The 15,583-nt window shown below is 57.9% G+C and carries 17 protein-coding genes; 4 read left to right on the top strand and 13 right to left on the bottom strand.

Going from position 1 to position 15,583, the window contains the following annotated elements:
• Positions 1 to 34: 34 nt before the first annotated feature.
• Together KIN_RS05400 and KIN_RS05395 are read right to left on the bottom strand one after the other, a co-directional pair.
• Positions 35 to 2,287, bottom strand: a complete 2,253-nt coding sequence (locus KIN_RS05400; RefSeq protein WP_159804898.1) for a glycosyltransferase family 2 protein — start codon at positions 2,285 to 2,287, stop codon at positions 35 to 37.
• Positions 2,277 to 3,305 carry a glycosyltransferase family 2 protein gene (locus KIN_RS05395; protein WP_159804897.1) on the bottom strand — a complete coding sequence of 343 codons (1,029 nt, stop codon included), beginning with the start codon at positions 3,303 to 3,305 and terminating at the stop codon, positions 2,277 to 2,279. Before KIN_RS05395 ends, KIN_RS05400 begins: the two co-directional genes overlap by 11 nt.
• A 147-nt stretch (positions 3,306 to 3,452) precedes the next feature.
• On the opposite strand from KIN_RS05395, the gene KIN_RS22280 reads away from it, so the two are divergent.
• Positions 3,453 to 5,255 (top strand): alpha/beta fold hydrolase, encoded by a 1,803-nt coding sequence (locus KIN_RS22280; RefSeq protein WP_207710113.1) that lies wholly within the window; start codon positions 3,453 to 3,455, stop codon positions 5,253 to 5,255.
• Here the strand turns inward: KIN_RS22280 and ureG are convergent.
• The 11 genes from ureG to KIN_RS05335 form a co-directional block, all read right to left on the bottom strand.
• Positions 5,247 to 5,867: an urease accessory protein UreG gene (gene ureG, locus KIN_RS05385; RefSeq protein ID WP_159804896.1), complete on the bottom strand. Its 621-nt coding sequence runs from the start codon at positions 5,865 to 5,867 to the stop codon at positions 5,247 to 5,249. The two genes, KIN_RS22280 and ureG, sit on opposite strands and share 9 nt — an antisense overlap.
• Positions 5,864 to 6,490, bottom strand: coding sequence for an urease accessory protein UreF (locus KIN_RS05380; protein ID WP_159804895.1), 627 nt, complete (start codon positions 6,488 to 6,490; stop codon positions 5,864 to 5,866). The genes ureG and KIN_RS05380 overlap by 4 nt, the downstream gene beginning before the upstream one ends.
• The gene (locus KIN_RS05375; protein ID WP_159804894.1) at positions 6,477 to 6,929 is read right to left on the bottom strand and encodes an urease accessory protein UreE; all 453 of its coding nucleotides are present in this window, start codon (positions 6,927 to 6,929) and stop codon (positions 6,477 to 6,479) included. The genes KIN_RS05380 and KIN_RS05375 overlap by 14 nt, the downstream gene beginning before the upstream one ends.
• Positions 6,930 to 6,945: 16 nt before the next feature.
• The gene (locus KIN_RS05370) at positions 6,946 to 7,164 is read right to left on the bottom strand and encodes a DUF1127 domain-containing protein (protein WP_159804893.1); all 219 of its coding nucleotides are present in this window, start codon (positions 7,162 to 7,164) and stop codon (positions 6,946 to 6,948) included.
• 143 nt (positions 7,165 to 7,307) lie between these two features.
• On the bottom strand, positions 7,308 to 7,595 hold the full coding sequence (locus tag KIN_RS05365) for a DUF4156 domain-containing protein (RefSeq protein ID WP_159804892.1): 288 nt from the start codon (positions 7,593 to 7,595) through the stop codon (positions 7,308 to 7,310).
• A 22-nt stretch (positions 7,596 to 7,617) separates the two neighbouring features.
• Entirely contained in the window at positions 7,618 to 9,309 is a 1,692-nt protein-coding gene (gene ureC / locus KIN_RS05360; protein ID WP_159804891.1) for an urease subunit alpha, read from the bottom strand.
• Between the two features lie 3 nt (positions 9,310 to 9,312).
• Positions 9,313 to 9,627 carry an antifreeze protein gene (locus tag KIN_RS05355; RefSeq protein ID WP_174239092.1) on the bottom strand — a complete coding sequence of 105 codons (315 nt, stop codon included), beginning with the start codon at positions 9,625 to 9,627 and terminating at the stop codon, positions 9,313 to 9,315.
• Positions 9,627 to 9,932, bottom strand: coding sequence for an urease subunit beta (locus KIN_RS05350; protein WP_159804890.1), 306 nt, complete (start codon positions 9,930 to 9,932; stop codon positions 9,627 to 9,629). Before KIN_RS05350 ends, KIN_RS05355 begins: the two co-directional genes overlap by 1 nt.
• A gap of 3 nt (positions 9,933 to 9,935) precedes the next feature.
• A complete protein-coding gene (locus tag KIN_RS05345; protein ID WP_159804889.1) occupies positions 9,936 to 10,748 on the bottom strand; it encodes a cyclase family protein in 813 nt (270 codons plus the stop codon).
• Positions 10,749 to 10,770: 22 nt separating this feature from the next.
• Entirely contained in the window at positions 10,771 to 11,073 is a 303-nt protein-coding gene (locus KIN_RS05340) for an urease subunit gamma (protein WP_159804888.1), read from the bottom strand.
• Positions 11,074 to 11,080: 7 nt separating this feature from the next.
• On the bottom strand, positions 11,081 to 11,890 hold the full coding sequence (locus KIN_RS05335; RefSeq protein WP_159804887.1) for an urease accessory protein UreD: 810 nt from the start codon (positions 11,888 to 11,890) through the stop codon (positions 11,081 to 11,083).
• Positions 11,891 to 12,077: 187 nt separating this feature from the next.
• Between KIN_RS05335 and pyrC the strand changes: the two genes are divergently transcribed.
• The 3 genes from pyrC (at position 12,078) to KIN_RS05320 (ending at position 15,572) form a co-directional block, all read left to right on the top strand.
• The gene (gene pyrC / locus KIN_RS05330) at positions 12,078 to 13,115 is read left to right on the top strand and encodes a dihydroorotase (protein WP_159804886.1); all 1,038 of its coding nucleotides are present in this window, start codon (positions 12,078 to 12,080) and stop codon (positions 13,113 to 13,115) included.
• A 23-nt stretch (positions 13,116 to 13,138) separates the two neighbouring features.
• The gene (locus KIN_RS05325; RefSeq protein WP_159804885.1) at positions 13,139 to 13,816 is read left to right on the top strand and encodes an orotate phosphoribosyltransferase; all 678 of its coding nucleotides are present in this window, start codon (positions 13,139 to 13,141) and stop codon (positions 13,814 to 13,816) included.
• 268 nt (positions 13,817 to 14,084) lie between these two features.
• A complete protein-coding gene (locus tag KIN_RS05320; RefSeq protein WP_159805390.1) occupies positions 14,085 to 15,572 on the top strand; it encodes a replicative DNA helicase in 1,488 nt (495 codons plus the stop codon).
• Positions 15,573 to 15,583 lie beyond the last annotated feature (11 nt).

The raw sequence follows: 15,583 nt of genomic DNA, 5'->3' as shown, positions 1-15,583 counted from the left end.
CGAGCCAGTTGGGAGAATGTCAGCGCTGGTGCGGTCAGGCCGGATCGCGCTCAACGGTAAAGAAGAAGCGTTCCGGAAAATCTGATTTGAAAACAACATCGTCCGGGACGCTGCTCGGCCCGGAAATGAAAACGTTGGCCCCAAAATACGGATGCATCCGGGACAGCCGTTTCATGCGCTCGCTGGTGAGTTCTTGGTAGAACGTACCGTAGGTCTCCGCCGCTCGAAGATCATCTATCTTGGATCTATGGGCTACAACGCACGCCGCGTGGGCGGCGCTGATCTCAGGGTCGGAAAGTAGTCGTTCATACTCTTCGACCAGCGCGCTGCGTTTGGTCTGGATTGAGCGATCTTCCTGCCAGTTGTTGTTCATCCGGAACCAATAGTTCAGCCCCTGATCCCGGGCCACGTGATTGACCCGTCCCCGGTCTCGCTTGACCAAAAAACTTTCCGCTGATCGCACGGCATAATGGTTTAGCGTCACGACGTCATAGCCATAGCTGTCAAGCGTGGACCGCCATCCGTTCCGTAACAGCTTCTTCGGCATGGCTCTGCCAGACCCGTTGACCCACTTGATTTGATCCCACAAGTCCGGCTTCAACCCCTTGGGGCGATGCACGCCGAGCTTCTTGTAGATGCCGATGTTGCGAAACAGAGTCTTGAAACCCCACGCCTGATGGGGCTTTCGGGCCAGTTCCGGGGCGCACTGGGTGAATTGATCGATCAGAAAGGCATCTTCGAAGAGGTCCACGTCGCTGTTGCCAAACAGCCGCCATGTCAAAGAAACCATGTTGGCGTCGCCAATGTGATCGAAGAGATCGCCTAGCTGGCCATCGCCGACATGAATATTGATGAACTCATCGACGTCCATTGAGATCGCCCATCCGGCAGTTTGCAGAAGTGTCTCACTCTCGGCCGCTTGCAGCGCGGCGTGCTGAGGTTTGAGACCTGTCTGCCTGAACGGGTTATCACGTCGTTGAACAAGGCCGCGCTTCTGCAAGGCGTCCAGCAATTCGACAGTCCCGTCCGTGCAGTCATTCGTATAGATCAAAAAATCCGTTACGCCGATCGCGCGATGATAGGCCAGCCATTCCAGAATGAACGGGCCTTCGTTTTTCATGCAGGTGATCACACAACAGCGGTTATTGTCCGGAGCCGGCGCCGCATCAACCTTACTGTCTGGTGCGCGGACCGGTTTGTGATCGAAGTTATCCGACATGAATTTCAACACCGCGGCATCTTCCACCAGCGACGTCTTGGGCACGATTTCGGCGATATTGCTGTAGGGGTGGACCAAAGACATGGCGCGCCAGAACAGAGCGCTTTCCCCCTCGGCAGGGACCGCATCGACGACCCGGACCAGCCGCCATGTGTTGTCGGGCCGCAATCGCGCGGGGGCCAGACACCATCTGCGATTGCCCCCGCTTGCATCGAATGGCTTACAGATGTGATCCCCAAAAGACGGCGCATCATCAGACCTGACGCGCCAGGGATAAATGCGGTCCCCGAGCAGTTGGATAACTCCCTGAGTGCTGTCGTGAACTTTTGTAAACGGGTCCGCACCGGGCTGTAGAAGATCCGAAAGTTCAAGGTTCATCACCGCTTTGGCCCGTCCCAGAAACCGCCATCTGGCCCACTCGTAAATGTGCAATTGTCCCAGCGGCGCGGTCCAAGAATTGGCGTCGAGATCGGTCATCCGGTCTTTCCCGGGCGCGTCCGGCGCATTGTAGGGATGGGACGCTTGGGGAAGGTTGGGCCTGCCAAGGGGAACAGGTGACGTAACATGTAACAATCTGGACAGCCCAGACTTGGCCACTAAAGCCTTAAGGTCACCTGCCAGTTGCTTGTTTTCTTTCTGCTTTCCACGGTCAACAAGAATGAGGGCCTGCAAACCGAACGGCAGATGATAACGTATCCACGCCTCGATCTGCGCGATGGGTGTCCCGTTGACTTCAGCGATGCAGACATTGAGCCCATCGAACAGTTCAGGCTCGGGGGTGGAGATCGGCAGTTCAACAGACCCATTGACCATGGCGAACGTTGTCGTATCGGCCAAAGGCGCTTGGCCCGCAAACACTAGACCCCCATTGATAGACCGCGCGTCAGAAAAGCTCGCGCAACCGGCAGGCGCGGTCTTGGCCATACCTTTGAACGCCGATCCTGCGGCCAGGAAGACGCGCAGTCCGAGATCACCGGTGGGCTGTTGCCAGCCGACACAATCCAGACAGGTCACCCCATGTGCTTCCACGACAGGCAATGCGCAGTGATGATAAACGTCATCCCCCATGAGCCGCCCCGTATGCCTCGACCAGTTCCATCGCCTTAGCGGCGTTGGGGGGCGTACTGCCATTTGCCAGAACAAGCCGCCCGTAAAGCTTCAACTCTTCCGGATCTTTCATCAGCGCAGCAAACCGCGCCCGATGCCACGCCTGCCCCGCCTCTACTGCCTCGGTCACACCACTTATGGCCATAAAAGCCTCAAGCTCTGTTTCTGTCCTCGGCCGATGATGTGCGATTGAGGTTTCTTCCACCGCATTGAAATTTCGTTCCACCCAATAGGTGAGATCCAGCGGTTTCTCCCTATGGTTCGGCAATCCCCGATCCCGCTTTATCATGAAATCCGCAGCGGACCGCACCGAGTAATGGTTAAGCTGCACGAGATTACGGGCGATGGGCTGGCGCCAGTGCATGATCTGGCCGTCATTCGCAGCCAAAGCCCCCACGATCGGTTGCCCGCTACCATCGACCCACGTCGGAACACCGTGACGATCCGGATTTTTCTGTTTGGGCCGGTGAACGCCAAACTGGCGAAACGGCCCGTCTTTCCGGAAAAGCGTTTTGAAATAGCTGCCAATGGGCGGAAACGGCATGTTGGCGGGCGCCGCGCGGGTGTAGCGCTCTGTCGTTGGCTGGTCAGAGAAATCCAGATGCCCATCATTTCCAAAGAGCCGCCATCGCAAGACAATCGCATCCGCAGAGACAGCATCAATCAGATCAGGAACGCCTGATAAGGCATTGTCTAAATTTACAAATTCATCGCAATCCAAACAAGAAAGCCAGTCTGCGTTTGCCACAGCAGGATGGTCCCATGCCGCGCGCAAGGCAGCCCATTGGGGGGCACCATCTGCCTCGCTCTGGTCCAAATGATGGACGTCAGGAAGCAAATCCAGCAAGGCGCCGGTGCCGTCTTCGCAGTCATTTGTGTAGATCACGAAATCCGTCACGCCGAGCGCCCGATGATGCGCAATCCATTCCAGCGCGTGGGGCGCCTCGTTGCGCATGGTGGTTACCACTGTGATCTTCATGGGTGGTCTGCCTGCTCCGTGATCCGTCTGTCGCGTGCGAATCACCTTTTCATTGCGTTTTAACCTGTCCTTTGCGAGAATCGAAACAGCATGAGGATAAGGCAGGGTTAATCTGTCGGATCGGGCAAAGGTCGAAAAGGCGGAGCTTTGGCAAAAGAATACCAGATTGCGCAGCTCTGGATCGGCGGCAACCTCTCTTACATGGAACAACTGTGTGCCACATCTTTCCGCGACGCAGGTCATCATGTGAAAATGTACACCTACGGCGATGTCGGCAATATTCCCGACGGCATCGAAATTGCCGATGCCAACGAGATCATGCCGCTTGGCAACGTGATCGCCCACAAACGAACTGGATCCCCCGCGCCACAGGCGGACAAGTGGCGCTACAATATGCTCGCCAAATGCGACCGGACAATCTGGGCTGACACGGATGCTTATTGCGTCAAGGAATTCACGACTTCCAATGGTCATTTCCACGGTTGGGAAAGCAACCGGCACATCAACAACGGTGTCGTCGGCCTGCCGCAGGACAGCGACGCGCTGGCGGGGCTGATCGATTTTACCTCAGATGAATATGCAATCCCTGACTGGTTCGATGACGCAACCAAAGCGGACATGATCGCCCAGAAAGAGGCCGGCACGCCGGTTCATGTAGGGGAACAAAGCTGGGGGGTTTGGGGACCGCAGGCCCTGACCCATTTTCTCCATAAATCGGGTGAGCACAAATATGCGATGCCGATTGAGGCTCTTTTCCCGATCAGCTTCAAGAAACGCCGTTTGATGTTGAAGCCCAATCTGGATCTCAGCCAATATGTGACGGACAACACTCTCTCGATCCACTTCTGGGGCCGCCGGATGCGCATGCGGATCGTCGAGCGTGAAGGCGGCGAACCACATCCCGAAAGCCTGATCGGACGGCTTCTAACGCTGCATGACATCGTACCGTCTGAAGCGCCCTTGCCGCAGAAGAACCCTCACAAGTCAGATGAGGCGCCACCAGCAAAATCCGCAGCTGCGGTCGATATCGCCCCTGCGCCACGGGCCGCATGGACAGACGAGTTGAAAGCGCTTGGCGATGAGAAGGGCTTTTTTGAGCGGGTCGGCCCCGAACACAGCGCTTTGTTTGTCAAAAGCGGCAAGACCCTTATTGTCACGTTCGAAAACCTCGACCATGTCTATTCCAACAACGAAGGTCGCCTGCCGTGGGGCTTTGATTTTGTGCAGTCGCAGGGATGGTCCATCCTCGGCCTTATGGCCCATGGCTGGACATGGTACCGGGATACGGATGTCACCAAATTTTTCGATCGTTTGAAATCAGAGAAGTTCTTCGATCAGTTCGACACAGTCGTTTTCTATGGCGCCTCTATGGGCGGATATGCAGCCTGCGCGTTTTCCGCGGCCTGCCCCGACGCGACAGTTGTTGCAATCAGCCCCCAAGCAACATTGGACCGGGACGTTGCCCCTTGGGAAAAGCGTTACCAGAAGGCATGGATCCGCGATTTCAATACTTCCTACGGGTATGCACCGGACATGGTGCAAGGCGCAAAAGAGGTCTTTATTCTTTACGACCCTCGGGAAGATGCCGACGCGATGCATGCGGCGCTCTTTCGCGGCCAGAACATCACCAAGCTCAAATGCCGTTTTCAGGGGCATAGGATTGCCAGTGGGCTGATCCAGATGGGGCTCTTGAAGCCCGTCGTGGGGGCCTGCGTGGATGGAACACTCACGCAGACAAAATTTTATCAAATGCTCCGGGCACGCCGGACATTCCGACGTTACCTCAGACAGTTGTTACGGATGATCGACCCTGAGAAACATCCTTACCGGGTCTACCTGCTTGCAGGACATGTGATGGCCAACGGTCCCGGCCCGGTATTTCGACGGGCACTCAACGCTGCCAACAAACGGCTCGCTCAAGCAGCGAAAGCGCGTGAAAAGTCACTTTGACCTGGATAGGCCCCCTTCGCGCTCAAGAAACGCCACGACGTCCGATATGCCGCGACCGTTTTTGACCTCCGCCAGAACGTAAGGCAAATCTCCCCGCGCGGTCTTGGTGTCCTGCTCCAGCATATCCAGATCGACCCCGACATAGGGTGCGAGATCGGTCTTGTTCACGATGAGAAGATCAGACCGCGTCACGCCCGGTCCTCGTTTCCGGGGAATGTCCTGCCCTGCCGCCGTGTCGATGACATAGATCGAAAGGTCCGCAAGCTCGGGACTGAAAGTCGCTGCAAGGTTATCCCCACCGCTTTCGATCAGAATGACATCAAGATCGGGAATTGAAGCCCGCAGATCCGAGACCGCCGCCAGATTGATAGATGCATCCTCGCGGATAGCCGTATGGGGGCAACCACCTGTTTCGACACCGCGAATGCGATCCTGTGGCAGCACTTGCGCGCGCATCAGAAACTCCGCGTCTTCGCGGGTAAAGATATCGTTGGTGATCACGGCAACCGAGTAATCAGGCGTCATCGCCTTACACAGCGCCGCCGTCAGGCTGGTCTTGCCAGCCCCCACTGGTCCGCCAATGCCTACGCGCAGAGGTCCGGTATCACTCATGTCCGAAACACCCGTACATCCATCACCTCATGTTCCATTGCCGCCAGATCTGCGCCGAAGACAGAAGTGCCGATCTGATCGACAGTCGCATGCTCTGCCTCCTCCGCGAGAGTCACAAGCATTGGGTGCAACGTATTCAGAACAGCCTGTCCGGCAGTCTGGCCCAAGGGCACGAACCGCACCGCTGCCGAGACCAGGTTGGACGCAAAGCTATGCAGATAGATCGCGGCGACCTCGGCGCCAGAAAGGGACAAGCATTGCGCGACCAACCCCACCGCGACCGGGAGCGCCGCGGGCGCCCGGGCTTCGCCATAGAGGCTGTTTGTCACCGCCAGAAAGGCGCGTCCCTGATCAATGGTTTCCACCCAGCGTTCCGAGCTGGGACAAAACGCGCGCGCCTCGTCTGCCACGTTGTCTCCGCGCAGCGCGCAACACAGCAAGATCGCATCACTGCGCCCGGCCCCATGGGTTAGGATTGACCTCAGCCAACACGCGAAGCTGTCTGCATCGGATACATCCCCTCGCGCGATGGACTGCTCAAGCCCGTGAGAATATGCATAGCCGCCCACGGGAAACGCCGGCGACAGCCACTGAACAAGACTGAGCCGATCAATCGTGGACATGACTGTGCGCGAAGGTGCGGCCCTCGCCGTAGGCACCGCCCTCGGGGGAGAAGGGCATCATCACTTCGGCGACATCCGCCCCAAGCCCTTCGAGCATCTGGCGCATGACGTGATCGGCCTGAATGAGAAGGTGATCATCGGCAATTTCGCAAGGTGCGTGGCGGTTTCCAATATGCCACGCCAGCCGCGGGAGATGGCCGCGCACCTTCAGCAACGCTTCATCGGCAGCTTGCACAAGGATTTTCGTGCCGTCTTCCAGCACAAAAGCGTCCCCATGGTTCAGACTGATGACTTCGGGCAGATCAACGATAAACGCCCGGCCAGCGTCACTGGTCAGGCGTTTTCGGCGCAGCAATCGCGCGTCATAGGTCAGATTTATCGCGTCTGTGGCATCTCGCGCTTCGCGTTCAATCTTATGGGCTCGGGGCAAATCCGTCATGCGGCGCCCCCGAAAGTCAGATGTACAGGATGTCCTTGAACACGTGACGCACGATATCTTCGCGGCGCAGGCCAAGTTTGGCCAATTCGTCGTCTGTCTTTGCGTTCAGACGATCCATTTGCGCGATCCGCGCGTTGGCAGCTGACGCCATTGTCAGTCCACGGCCAAGGCCACGGAAAAAGGCGCCGATGCCGTCGAAAATGCCTGTGCTGTACTTTTCTATGATGAATGCCATCGCTACTCTCCAGTTCTCTAGGGTTGCCCCCCCTTTGATCTGGTAGATAAGTCAGGCTGGCTGTCATATCGACGGACATCTTCGCATTCCCGCCTTGCGTATTCTGCATGGAACTCATTTTAACGATTTACGACAGGGACTTATCAGCAAACATAAGCCTGACCCGGCAGTTCGTAGACGTCCTGTCCCTCCGGGATGGGATCGAAAACCACTGTGTTGGCTCCGAGGTTGGTCGCAGCTTCAAGGGCAGCGCGCCGCGCGTCTCGCAGGCCGATATCCTTCAGCGGTCCGAAGACTCCCGGCTTGCCAACGACGGTGCCGACCAGTCTGCAATTCACCACTTCGGAGGCTTGCGCCTCACGGACTCCAGGGACGTTGTAAAGCACCGGGCTGCATGCAGCGAGCGCGAGCAAAAAACCGAATTTTTTCATAAGTTTCCTCCGCCGAGCGAGACTAGAACAGAAAGTACCGCTGCGCCATGGGCAGTTCGGTGGCAGGCTCACAGGTCAGAATTTCGCCGTCCGCACGCACCTCGTAGGTTTCAGGGTCGACCTCAACTTTTGGCGTCGCATCGTTCAGCCGCATATCCGACTTGCCGATGCCGCGCGTGTCCGAGACGGCGACCGTGTCCTTGTCGAGATCCAACCCTTCGAATGCGTCACTGACAAACGTGACGGAGCAGTGTTCGACCGAGCGTTCCATCGCGCCAAACATGGGCCTGCTGTAGACAGGCTGCGGCGTTGGAATAGAGGCATTTGGATCGCCCATCTGCGCGCAGGCAATCATGCCCCCGATCAGCGTCATCTCGGGTTTCACTCCAAAAAACGCGGGGTTCCAGAGGCACAGATCGGCACGCTTGCCCTCTTCAATGGACCCGATATGGCTACTTATCCCATGGGCCACCGCCGGGTTGATTGTGTATTTCGCAATGTAGCGGCGAACTCGGAAATTGTCGTTGTCCCCGCTTTCGTCCGCCAGCCGTCCGCGCTGCTTTTTCATCTTGTCGGCAGTTTGCCATGTGCGGATCAAAACCTCGCCCACCCGTCCCATGGCCTGGCTGTCGGACGCAATGATCGAAAACGCGCCCATGTCGTGCAGGATATCTTCGGCGGCTATGGTCTCTTTTCGAATTCGGCTTTCCGCGAAGGCCACATCCTCGGGGATCGATTTGTCGAGATGGTGGCAAACCATCAACATGTCCAGATGCTCTTCCAGCGTGTTGACAGTGTAAGGCATCGTGGGGTTGGTCGAGGACGGGATCACGTTCTGGCTACTGACGACCTTCATGATGTCGGGCGCATGCCCGCCGCCTGCCCCTTCGGTGTGAAACGCGTGGATCGTCCGGTCGCCGATGGCCCCAAGCGTATTCTCGACGAATCCGCTCTCGTTCAGCGTGTCCGTGTGGATCATGACCTGCACGTCCATCTGATCTGCGACTGTAAGGCAGCAATCAATCGCGCCGGGGGTCGTCCCCCAATCCTCATGAAGTTTCAATGCGCAGGCCCCCGCACGCACCATTTCCTCAATGGGTTCTGGCTGTGAAGCATTGCCCTTCCCCGACAGGCCGATATTAACCGGAACGCTGTCTACCGCGCCCAGCATACGCGCAATGTGCCATGGACCCGGCGTGCAGGTTGTCGCCAAAGTGCCGTGGGCTGGCCCAGTGCCGCCGCCCAGCATGGTTGTCACGCCGGAGTGCAGGGCGTCCTCGATCTGCTGCGGGCAAATGAAGTGGATATGCGCGTCCATCGCACCCGCGGTCAGAATGCGGCCTTCCCCTGCAATCGCTTCGGTCCCGGGACCGATGATGATATCTACCCCGGATTGAGTGTCCGGATTGCCCGCCTTGCCGATCTTGTGGATGCGTCCATCCTTCAGGCCGACATCCGCTTTGTAGATGCCAGTGTAATCGACGATCAGCGCGTTGGTGATTACCGTGTCAACCGCGCCGCCTGCCCGGGTCATTTGGGACTGTCCCATCCCATCGCGGATGACCTTACCGCCGCCAAATTTGACCTCTTCCCCGTAGGTTGTCAGGTCTTTTTCAACTTCAATCACAAGGTCCGTGTCAGCAAGACGCACCTTGTCCCCGGTGGTGGGGCCGTACATCGCGGCATAGTCGGCGCGGTCGATCTTAGCAGGCATACGCTATTTCACCTTCAGGCCACGTTTCGCCAACCTGCGGGAGTTGGCGCGCGTCTTCGATCTCAGGGGCTTGACGGCAGCCGACATGACCTGATCGGGTCGCTTGCCGGTCATGATCGCGGTCCCCGCCGCCGTGGCGGATTTGGCAAAGGCAGGCAGCTTTTCACTGACCATCCGGCTGTTTTCCGATGGCGTCACGGACCAGACGCCCGCCATACCCATCATCCGCAAGGTCATCACGGCCTGCGTTTCGGCCACCAGCATGGAAACTTCCATGCCCGTGCGCCATAAATCCAAAGGGGAGGCATATTTTCCCATCACAACGATCCCATCACTTTCTGGTTAAACCCGTAAATCTTGCGCGCGCCGCCGATTGGGACGAGCGTCACCTCCCGTTTTTGCCCGGGCTCGAACCTGACGGCCGTGCCCGCAGCGATATCAAGGCGCATTCCATGCGCCACCTCCCGGTCGAACGCCAAACCTGTATTGGCCTCGGCGAAATGGTAGTGCGACCCAACCTGCACCGGCCGGTCCCCTGTGTTGGACACCTCAAGAACAACAGCTTCGCTGTCCTCATTCAGAACGATCGTTCCTGTGGCGGCCATGATTTCACCGGGGATCACTGGTCACACCATCGCAAAGATGCGCGCAGGACCACCGGTGCCGCGTTTGTGCTTCGGCGCACCGACAATCAGGGTCGCGCCCGCCGCGGGCACCTGCTCCAGACCTGCGATATTTTCGATGCCGTACCGCCCTGCTGGAAGCCAAGCATAATGTGTCGCGAAGTCCCCCGAGATCCCGTGATCCAGCGATAGAGTGTCGACAGCCAAGGCGCTGGCGGACGTCTGCTCCAACAGCATCTGTGTGGCCTCAATATGAAAACCCGGAAAATGCATCGTGCCCGCGTCATCTGCATTTCTGTATTCCGGGCCGTCTACTTTGCCGGCCCACCCGGACATCATCGCGACACAAGCCCTGTCCGGAATATCACCATTGGCAGAAATCCACGCCTCCAAGTCATCAGGCGTCACTTGCGCGTCCGCGTCGGCATCGGCCTTTTCCTGAATGTCGATCACGCAAAGTGGGACAACCAGATCACCGACCTCGATCTCATCGACGGAGCTTCCGTCTTCCGAGAAATGCAGCGGCGCGTCGATATGGGTTCCGGTGTGTTCGTTGATTGACAGCTGGTACAAGTTGAAGCCGTTTTCGGCAAAATTGAACTTCTGCTCATAGCCGATGCCCGGTTCATTGAAGAACGTGGGAAATGTCTCATCGTAGGCGTGTGTCATGTCCCGCACTGACCCATGCCCGTCGGCCAAGGCCGCGGGAACCGCACCAACAGTCGCGACAGCCGCTCCCGCTGCGCCCGCTTTGAACAAATCGCGCCGCGACAGCATTCGCGATTTGACCGCTTCCATCACACAGGCATTGCACATCGCAGCTCTCCTTCTTGGTCGGTTATCGAATAGGATGGTGAACGGTCACAAGCTTCGTCCCATCTGGAAACGTCGCTTCGACCTGTACATCGTGGATCATTTCGGGAATGCCGACCATACACTGATCGGCGCGTACGACATGGGCGCCTGCGTCCATCAGGTCGGCCACACTGCGCCCGTCGCGTGCCCCTTCGACGACAAAATCTGTGATGAGGGCGATGGCCTCCGGGTGGTTCAACTTCACGCCCCGCTCCAGCCGGCCGCGGGCCACCATGGCGGCCAGACTGATCAGCAGCTTGTCTTTTTCTCTTGGTGTCAGGTTCATCTTTTTCTCACATCTGCCACACGCGCGGCATCGGCGCGCCACGCAACATCTCAACACACGCAACCACCGCCCGCCGCAACTGGAACGCGTCTTCGGCCAGAAGTCGGATCATCACCCGTCCATCCCAACCCGACACGCCGGACCGCACCGGGTGATGCGCCAATATCGCCCGCAACGCATCAGTGTGCAGCGGGGCCGCTTCAGCAAAAAACCCGATCAGTCCCAACGCGCGTGCGCCGTCGAGCAAGGCCGGATTGTCGCCGTCTGCCAGAACATCGTCGTGGATACGCTGCGTGTCCCGGTAGATCACCTGGCCGTCCCTGCGGATCACGCGCGCATCCCGCACATTGCTGAAGCGCACCGTTTCGCCCATCGCTTGCCTTCCAAGCACGATCATTTCTGACATCAGAAAGGCCGCAAACGGGGCGAGATCGACCTCGGTTCGGCGGGTAAGGGCTGCGCCGTCGAACACGATCGTTTCCTGCGGGACCCAAGACAGAACACTGCGCGCACCGACCTCCAGCTTCACCGTAACAGAGCCCGTGTCGCCCGTACTCCGGTAGATGCGCTCAGCCGTCTGCGTCGTGGCGAGCGCTTCTGTATCAGGCGCAAGCGCAAGCGCGTAGGACAGGTCATCCCCGCCAGTCACGCCACCTGCTGTGTTCAGAAACACCACCTCCGGCGTGCCCTGCACGCGCGGCAAGAGCGCTTTGGCAGATCCCGACTGGTGAAGGGTTTTCAATCCCTTAGACGACAGCCCAACGGTCGCGCGCCCACGCACGCGCTGAAGGTCAGACCGCACCGGATTGTCAAACATTCACATTACCCCTCGACCTCATAGTTGGCGGTCGCTGACGCCTCTTGCAAACGGCACCACCACCCCAGCACGGGATTTTGCGATTTACCGCCTTACCTGCCTCATTTTTAAGCAGTTCCGCGCCTCCTTCATCTGGCCAAGGTCACTGCCAGGCGCTAAGCCATGGCAACACTGGACCGAGGCACCAATGACCACACTAACGCTCCGCAGACCCGATGACTGGCACCTTCATTTGCGAGACGGCGAGATGCTAAAGGGCGTGTTGCCGGAAACCGCCAGGCACTTTGCCCGGGCCCTGATCATGCCCAATCTGGTGCCACCGGTCGTTACCGCGGCCAATGCCGCTGCATATCGTGATCGCATTTTGGCCGCCAAACCTTTGAACAGCGATTTCCGACCTTTGATGACGCTTTATCTGACGGAAGAAACCGAGGTTAAGGACCTTCGCGCGGCTGCCGAAATCGGATTGATCACGGCTGTCAAGCTCTATCCCGCGGGCGCCACAACCAATTCCGCAGCCGGCGTCCGAGACTTTAGCAAAGTAAAGCGTGTGCTTGAAAACATGGCGCAAATTGGCTTGCCACTTTGTGTCCACGGAGAGGTCACCGACGCCGATGTCGACATCTTTGATCGCGAAGCGGTCTTCATCGACACCGTTCTTGATCCCCTGCGTCGGGATATCCCTGGCTTGCGCGTTGTGATGGAGCATATCACGACCCAACAGGGCGTTGAATATGCGCAGGCCGGGGGGGACGATCTGGCCGCAACGATCACGACGCACCATCTCGTCATCAATCGCAACGACATCTTGGTAGGCGGCATCAAGCCTCACTATTATTGCTTGCCGGTCGCCAAGCGCGAAGAGCATCGTTTGGCGCTGCGCAAGGCCGCGACGTCCGGCGACCAGTCCTTCTTTCTGGGCACCGACAGCGCCCCGCACACGGACAATTTGAAGGAACATGCCTGCGGGTGCGCTGGCTGCTTTACGGCGACCAACACGCTTTCGATCCTCGCCGAAGTGTTCGAGCAGGAGGGTGCTCTGGACAAGCTGGAAGGCTTTGCCTCGCTTCACGGTCCGGCCTTTTACAAACTGCAGCCAAATGACGACACCGTCACGCTGACCAAAGGCGATCCCGTCACCTATCCAGACAAGATCGAGACAGGCGATGGCCCTGTCACGGTCTTCGATCCCGGCATGCCGCTGCATTGGCACGTTCAAATCTGACCGCATTGAATGAGAGAGGCCTCATGATCCCCACCAGCTACCCCCAGAAAGAAGAGATCGCCCGACTGACGGCGCAGATGCTGCTGGAAATCCGCGCTGTTCACTTCAACGCGCGGGAGCCTTTCACGCTGGCCTCGGGACTACCCTCGCCCACATACATCGATTGTCGCAAGCTGATCTCTTTTCCACGGATCAGGTCAACGCTGATGGATTTTTTGACCTGCACGGTAATGCGCAATGCGGGACTGGAAGCGTTCGACAACGTTGCAGGCGGCGAAACCGCAGGCATTCCCTTTGGCGCCTTGGTGGCCGAGCGGATGGCCCTGCCTATGACCTATGTGCGCAAGAAGCCCAAGGGGTATGGTCGCAATGCGCGGATCGAGGGTGTAATGACGGAAGGGCAGCGTGTTTTGCTCGTCGAAGACATGACCACCGATGGCGGCTCAAAACTCAGCTTCGTGGATGCCATCCGGGAAACGGGTGCAATCTGCGGTCATACGGCGGTTATCTTCTATTACGACATCTTTCCCGAAACCATTTCCAAACTGGGCGATCACGGCGTGACGCTGCATCATCTTTGCACGTGGTGGGATGTCCTAGCGGAAGCAAAGATCCAGCAAAGCTTCGACCCCGAGACATTGCAAGAGGTCGAGGCGTTCTTGAAGGATCCACGCGGATGGCAGGAGGCCCACAAATCCTGAGGCGATTCGACCTCATTGGAGTGTCTTGGGACACTCCGGCCGTCAAAACATGTCAACCGGAGCGTGCATCGCATTGAAACCGGCTGACATTCGAAATTGACATTCTCTAGATGTTGACCGAACCGCGCCGTTCATCGCAATATAAAGGCATAATAAGAAAGCATTTATCCACAGGATATCCAGATTGATTAGCGGACCGCCATCCGTCATCACCCTGGTCACTGGGGACAATAAACAGAAAGAGGCGGGTATGAATGACCTGAGCACGATGCCGAATACGGCAGCGCATGTGGATCAGACGCAAGCAGGCACAGGTGCACTTCCCCACAACATCGAGGCAGAACAACAACTGCTGGGTGCAATCCTGACGAACAACGATGTCTTCAGCCGCATCGAACAAATCATCACGCCAGAGCACTTTTTCGACCCGGTCCACCGCCGAATTTTCGAGACCGCAGCCTCCCGCATTCACAAGAATCTGCTTGTTTCGCCGGTTACACTCAAACCTTTCTTTGAAGAGGATGAAGGGCTTAAGGAATTGGGGGGCGCAAGCTATCTGGTGCGCTTGCAGGGCGCGTCGATTTCCGCCTTTGCAGCCCGCGACTATGCACAGATGATCTACGATCTTGCGATCCGCCGCGAACTGATCGAGCTGGGCCAGGAAATCGTGACCAAGGCCGCTACCGTCGAGACGGAGAGCGATCCAAAAAGTCAAATTGTTGACGCCGAACAGCGGCTCTACAAGCTGGGCGAAGATGGAAGATCGGAGACCGGGTTTCAAAGCTTTCTCAAGGCTGTAACCGACGCTGTTAATGTCGCGAACGCTGCGTATCAGCGCGAGGGCGGCCTCGCCGGGATCTCAACAGGTCTGATCGATATGGATAAGAAGTTGGGTGGATTGCACAAATCAGACCTTCTGATCCTTGCAGGTCGTCCGTCCATGGGGAAGACGTCGCTGGCGACGAATATCGCGTTCAACATCGCAAAGGCTCATAAAAAGGGCATGACCCACGAAGGCGTCGAAGGGGCCATCGAAGGCGGTGCTGTCGGATTCTTCTCCCTGGAGATGAGCGCAGAACAGTTGGCCGCCCGGGTGCTGTCCGAGGCCTCCGAAGTGCCGTCCGAACAAATCCGTCGCGGCGACATGACAGAGGGTGAATTTCGCCGCTTTGTCGAGGCCGCGAAATCGCTTGAAAGCTGCCCGCTTTACATCGACGACACGCCCGCCCTGCCGATCAGCCAGCTGGCCGCCCGCGCGCGTCGGCTGAAGCGGACCCACGGGCTGGACGTTCTGATCATCGACTACCTTCAACTGGTTCGTCCGGCCACCGCCAAAGACAGCCGTGTGAATGAGGTGTCTGAAATTACCCAAGGCCTGAAGGCCATCGCCAAAGAACTGGACATCCCGGTGATCGCCCTGTCCCAGCTGTCCAGGCAGGTGGAAAGCCGCGAGGACAAACGCCCACAACTCTCCGACCTACGGGAATCTGGCTCGATCGAGCAGGACGCGGACGTTGTTATGTTCGTGTTCCGGGAGGAATACTACAAAGAGCGTGAGAAACCCGGCGATCATGAATTGGACAAGATGGCGGAATGGCAAAACGCGATGGAAAGTCTACATGGCCGCGCCGAGGTTATCATCGGCAAGCAGCGGCATGGTCCCATCGGCACGGTCGAGTTGAGCTTTGAGGGCCGCTATACCCGCTTCGGCAACCTAGTGAAGCCTTGGCAAGACGGCGGCGCGCAGGAATTCTAGCGAAGCGATTC

The sequence above is a fragment of the Litoreibacter roseus genome (genome assembly GCF_009811795.1).
Classification (GTDB): Bacteria; Pseudomonadota; Alphaproteobacteria; order Rhodobacterales; family Rhodobacteraceae; genus Litoreibacter; species Litoreibacter roseus.
This window is presented reverse-complemented; position numbering and strand designations above follow the sequence as displayed.

Excerpts from the sequence above, each read along its gene's own strand:
- KIN_RS05400 (WP_159804898.1), bottom strand. The coding sequence starts at position 2,287 with ATGGGGGATGACGTTTATCATCACTGCGCATTGCCTGTCGTGGAAGCA.
- KIN_RS05395 (WP_159804897.1), bottom strand. The coding sequence starts at position 3,305 with ATGAAGATCACAGTGGTAACCACCATGCGCAACGAGGCGCCCCACGCG.
- ureG (WP_159804896.1), bottom strand. The coding sequence starts at position 5,867 with ATGAGTGATACCGGACCTCTGCGCGTAGGCATTGGCGGACCAGTGGGG.
- KIN_RS05380 (WP_159804895.1), bottom strand. The coding sequence starts at position 6,490 with ATGTCCACGATTGATCGGCTCAGTCTTGTTCAGTGGCTGTCGCCGGCG.
- KIN_RS05375 (WP_159804894.1), bottom strand. The coding sequence starts at position 6,929 with ATGACGGATTTGCCCCGAGCCCATAAGATTGAACGCGAAGCGCGAGAT.
- KIN_RS05370 (WP_159804893.1), bottom strand. The coding sequence starts at position 7,164 with ATGGCATTCATCATAGAAAAGTACAGCACAGGCATTTTCGACGGCATC.
- KIN_RS05365 (WP_159804892.1), bottom strand. The coding sequence starts at position 7,595 with ATGAAAAAATTCGGTTTTTTGCTCGCGCTCGCTGCATGCAGCCCGGTG.
- ureC (WP_159804891.1), bottom strand. The coding sequence starts at position 9,309 with ATGCCTGCTAAGATCGACCGCGCCGACTATGCCGCGATGTACGGCCCC.
- KIN_RS05355 (WP_174239092.1), bottom strand. The coding sequence starts at position 9,627 with ATGGGAAAATATGCCTCCCCTTTGGATTTATGGCGCACGGGCATGGAA.
- KIN_RS05345 (WP_159804889.1), bottom strand. The coding sequence starts at position 10,748 with ATGTGCAATGCCTGTGTGATGGAAGCGGTCAAATCGCGAATGCTGTCG.
- KIN_RS05340 (WP_159804888.1), bottom strand. The coding sequence starts at position 11,073 with ATGAACCTGACACCAAGAGAAAAAGACAAGCTGCTGATCAGTCTGGCC.
- KIN_RS05335 (WP_159804887.1), bottom strand. The coding sequence starts at position 11,890 with ATGTTTGACAATCCGGTGCGGTCTGACCTTCAGCGCGTGCGTGGGCGC.
- pyrC (WP_159804886.1), top strand. The coding sequence starts at position 12,078 with ATGACCACACTAACGCTCCGCAGACCCGATGACTGGCACCTTCATTTG.
- KIN_RS05325 (WP_159804885.1), top strand. The coding sequence starts at position 13,139 with ATGATCCCCACCAGCTACCCCCAGAAAGAAGAGATCGCCCGACTGACG.
- KIN_RS05320 (WP_159805390.1), top strand. The coding sequence starts at position 14,085 with ATGCCGAATACGGCAGCGCATGTGGATCAGACGCAAGCAGGCACAGGT.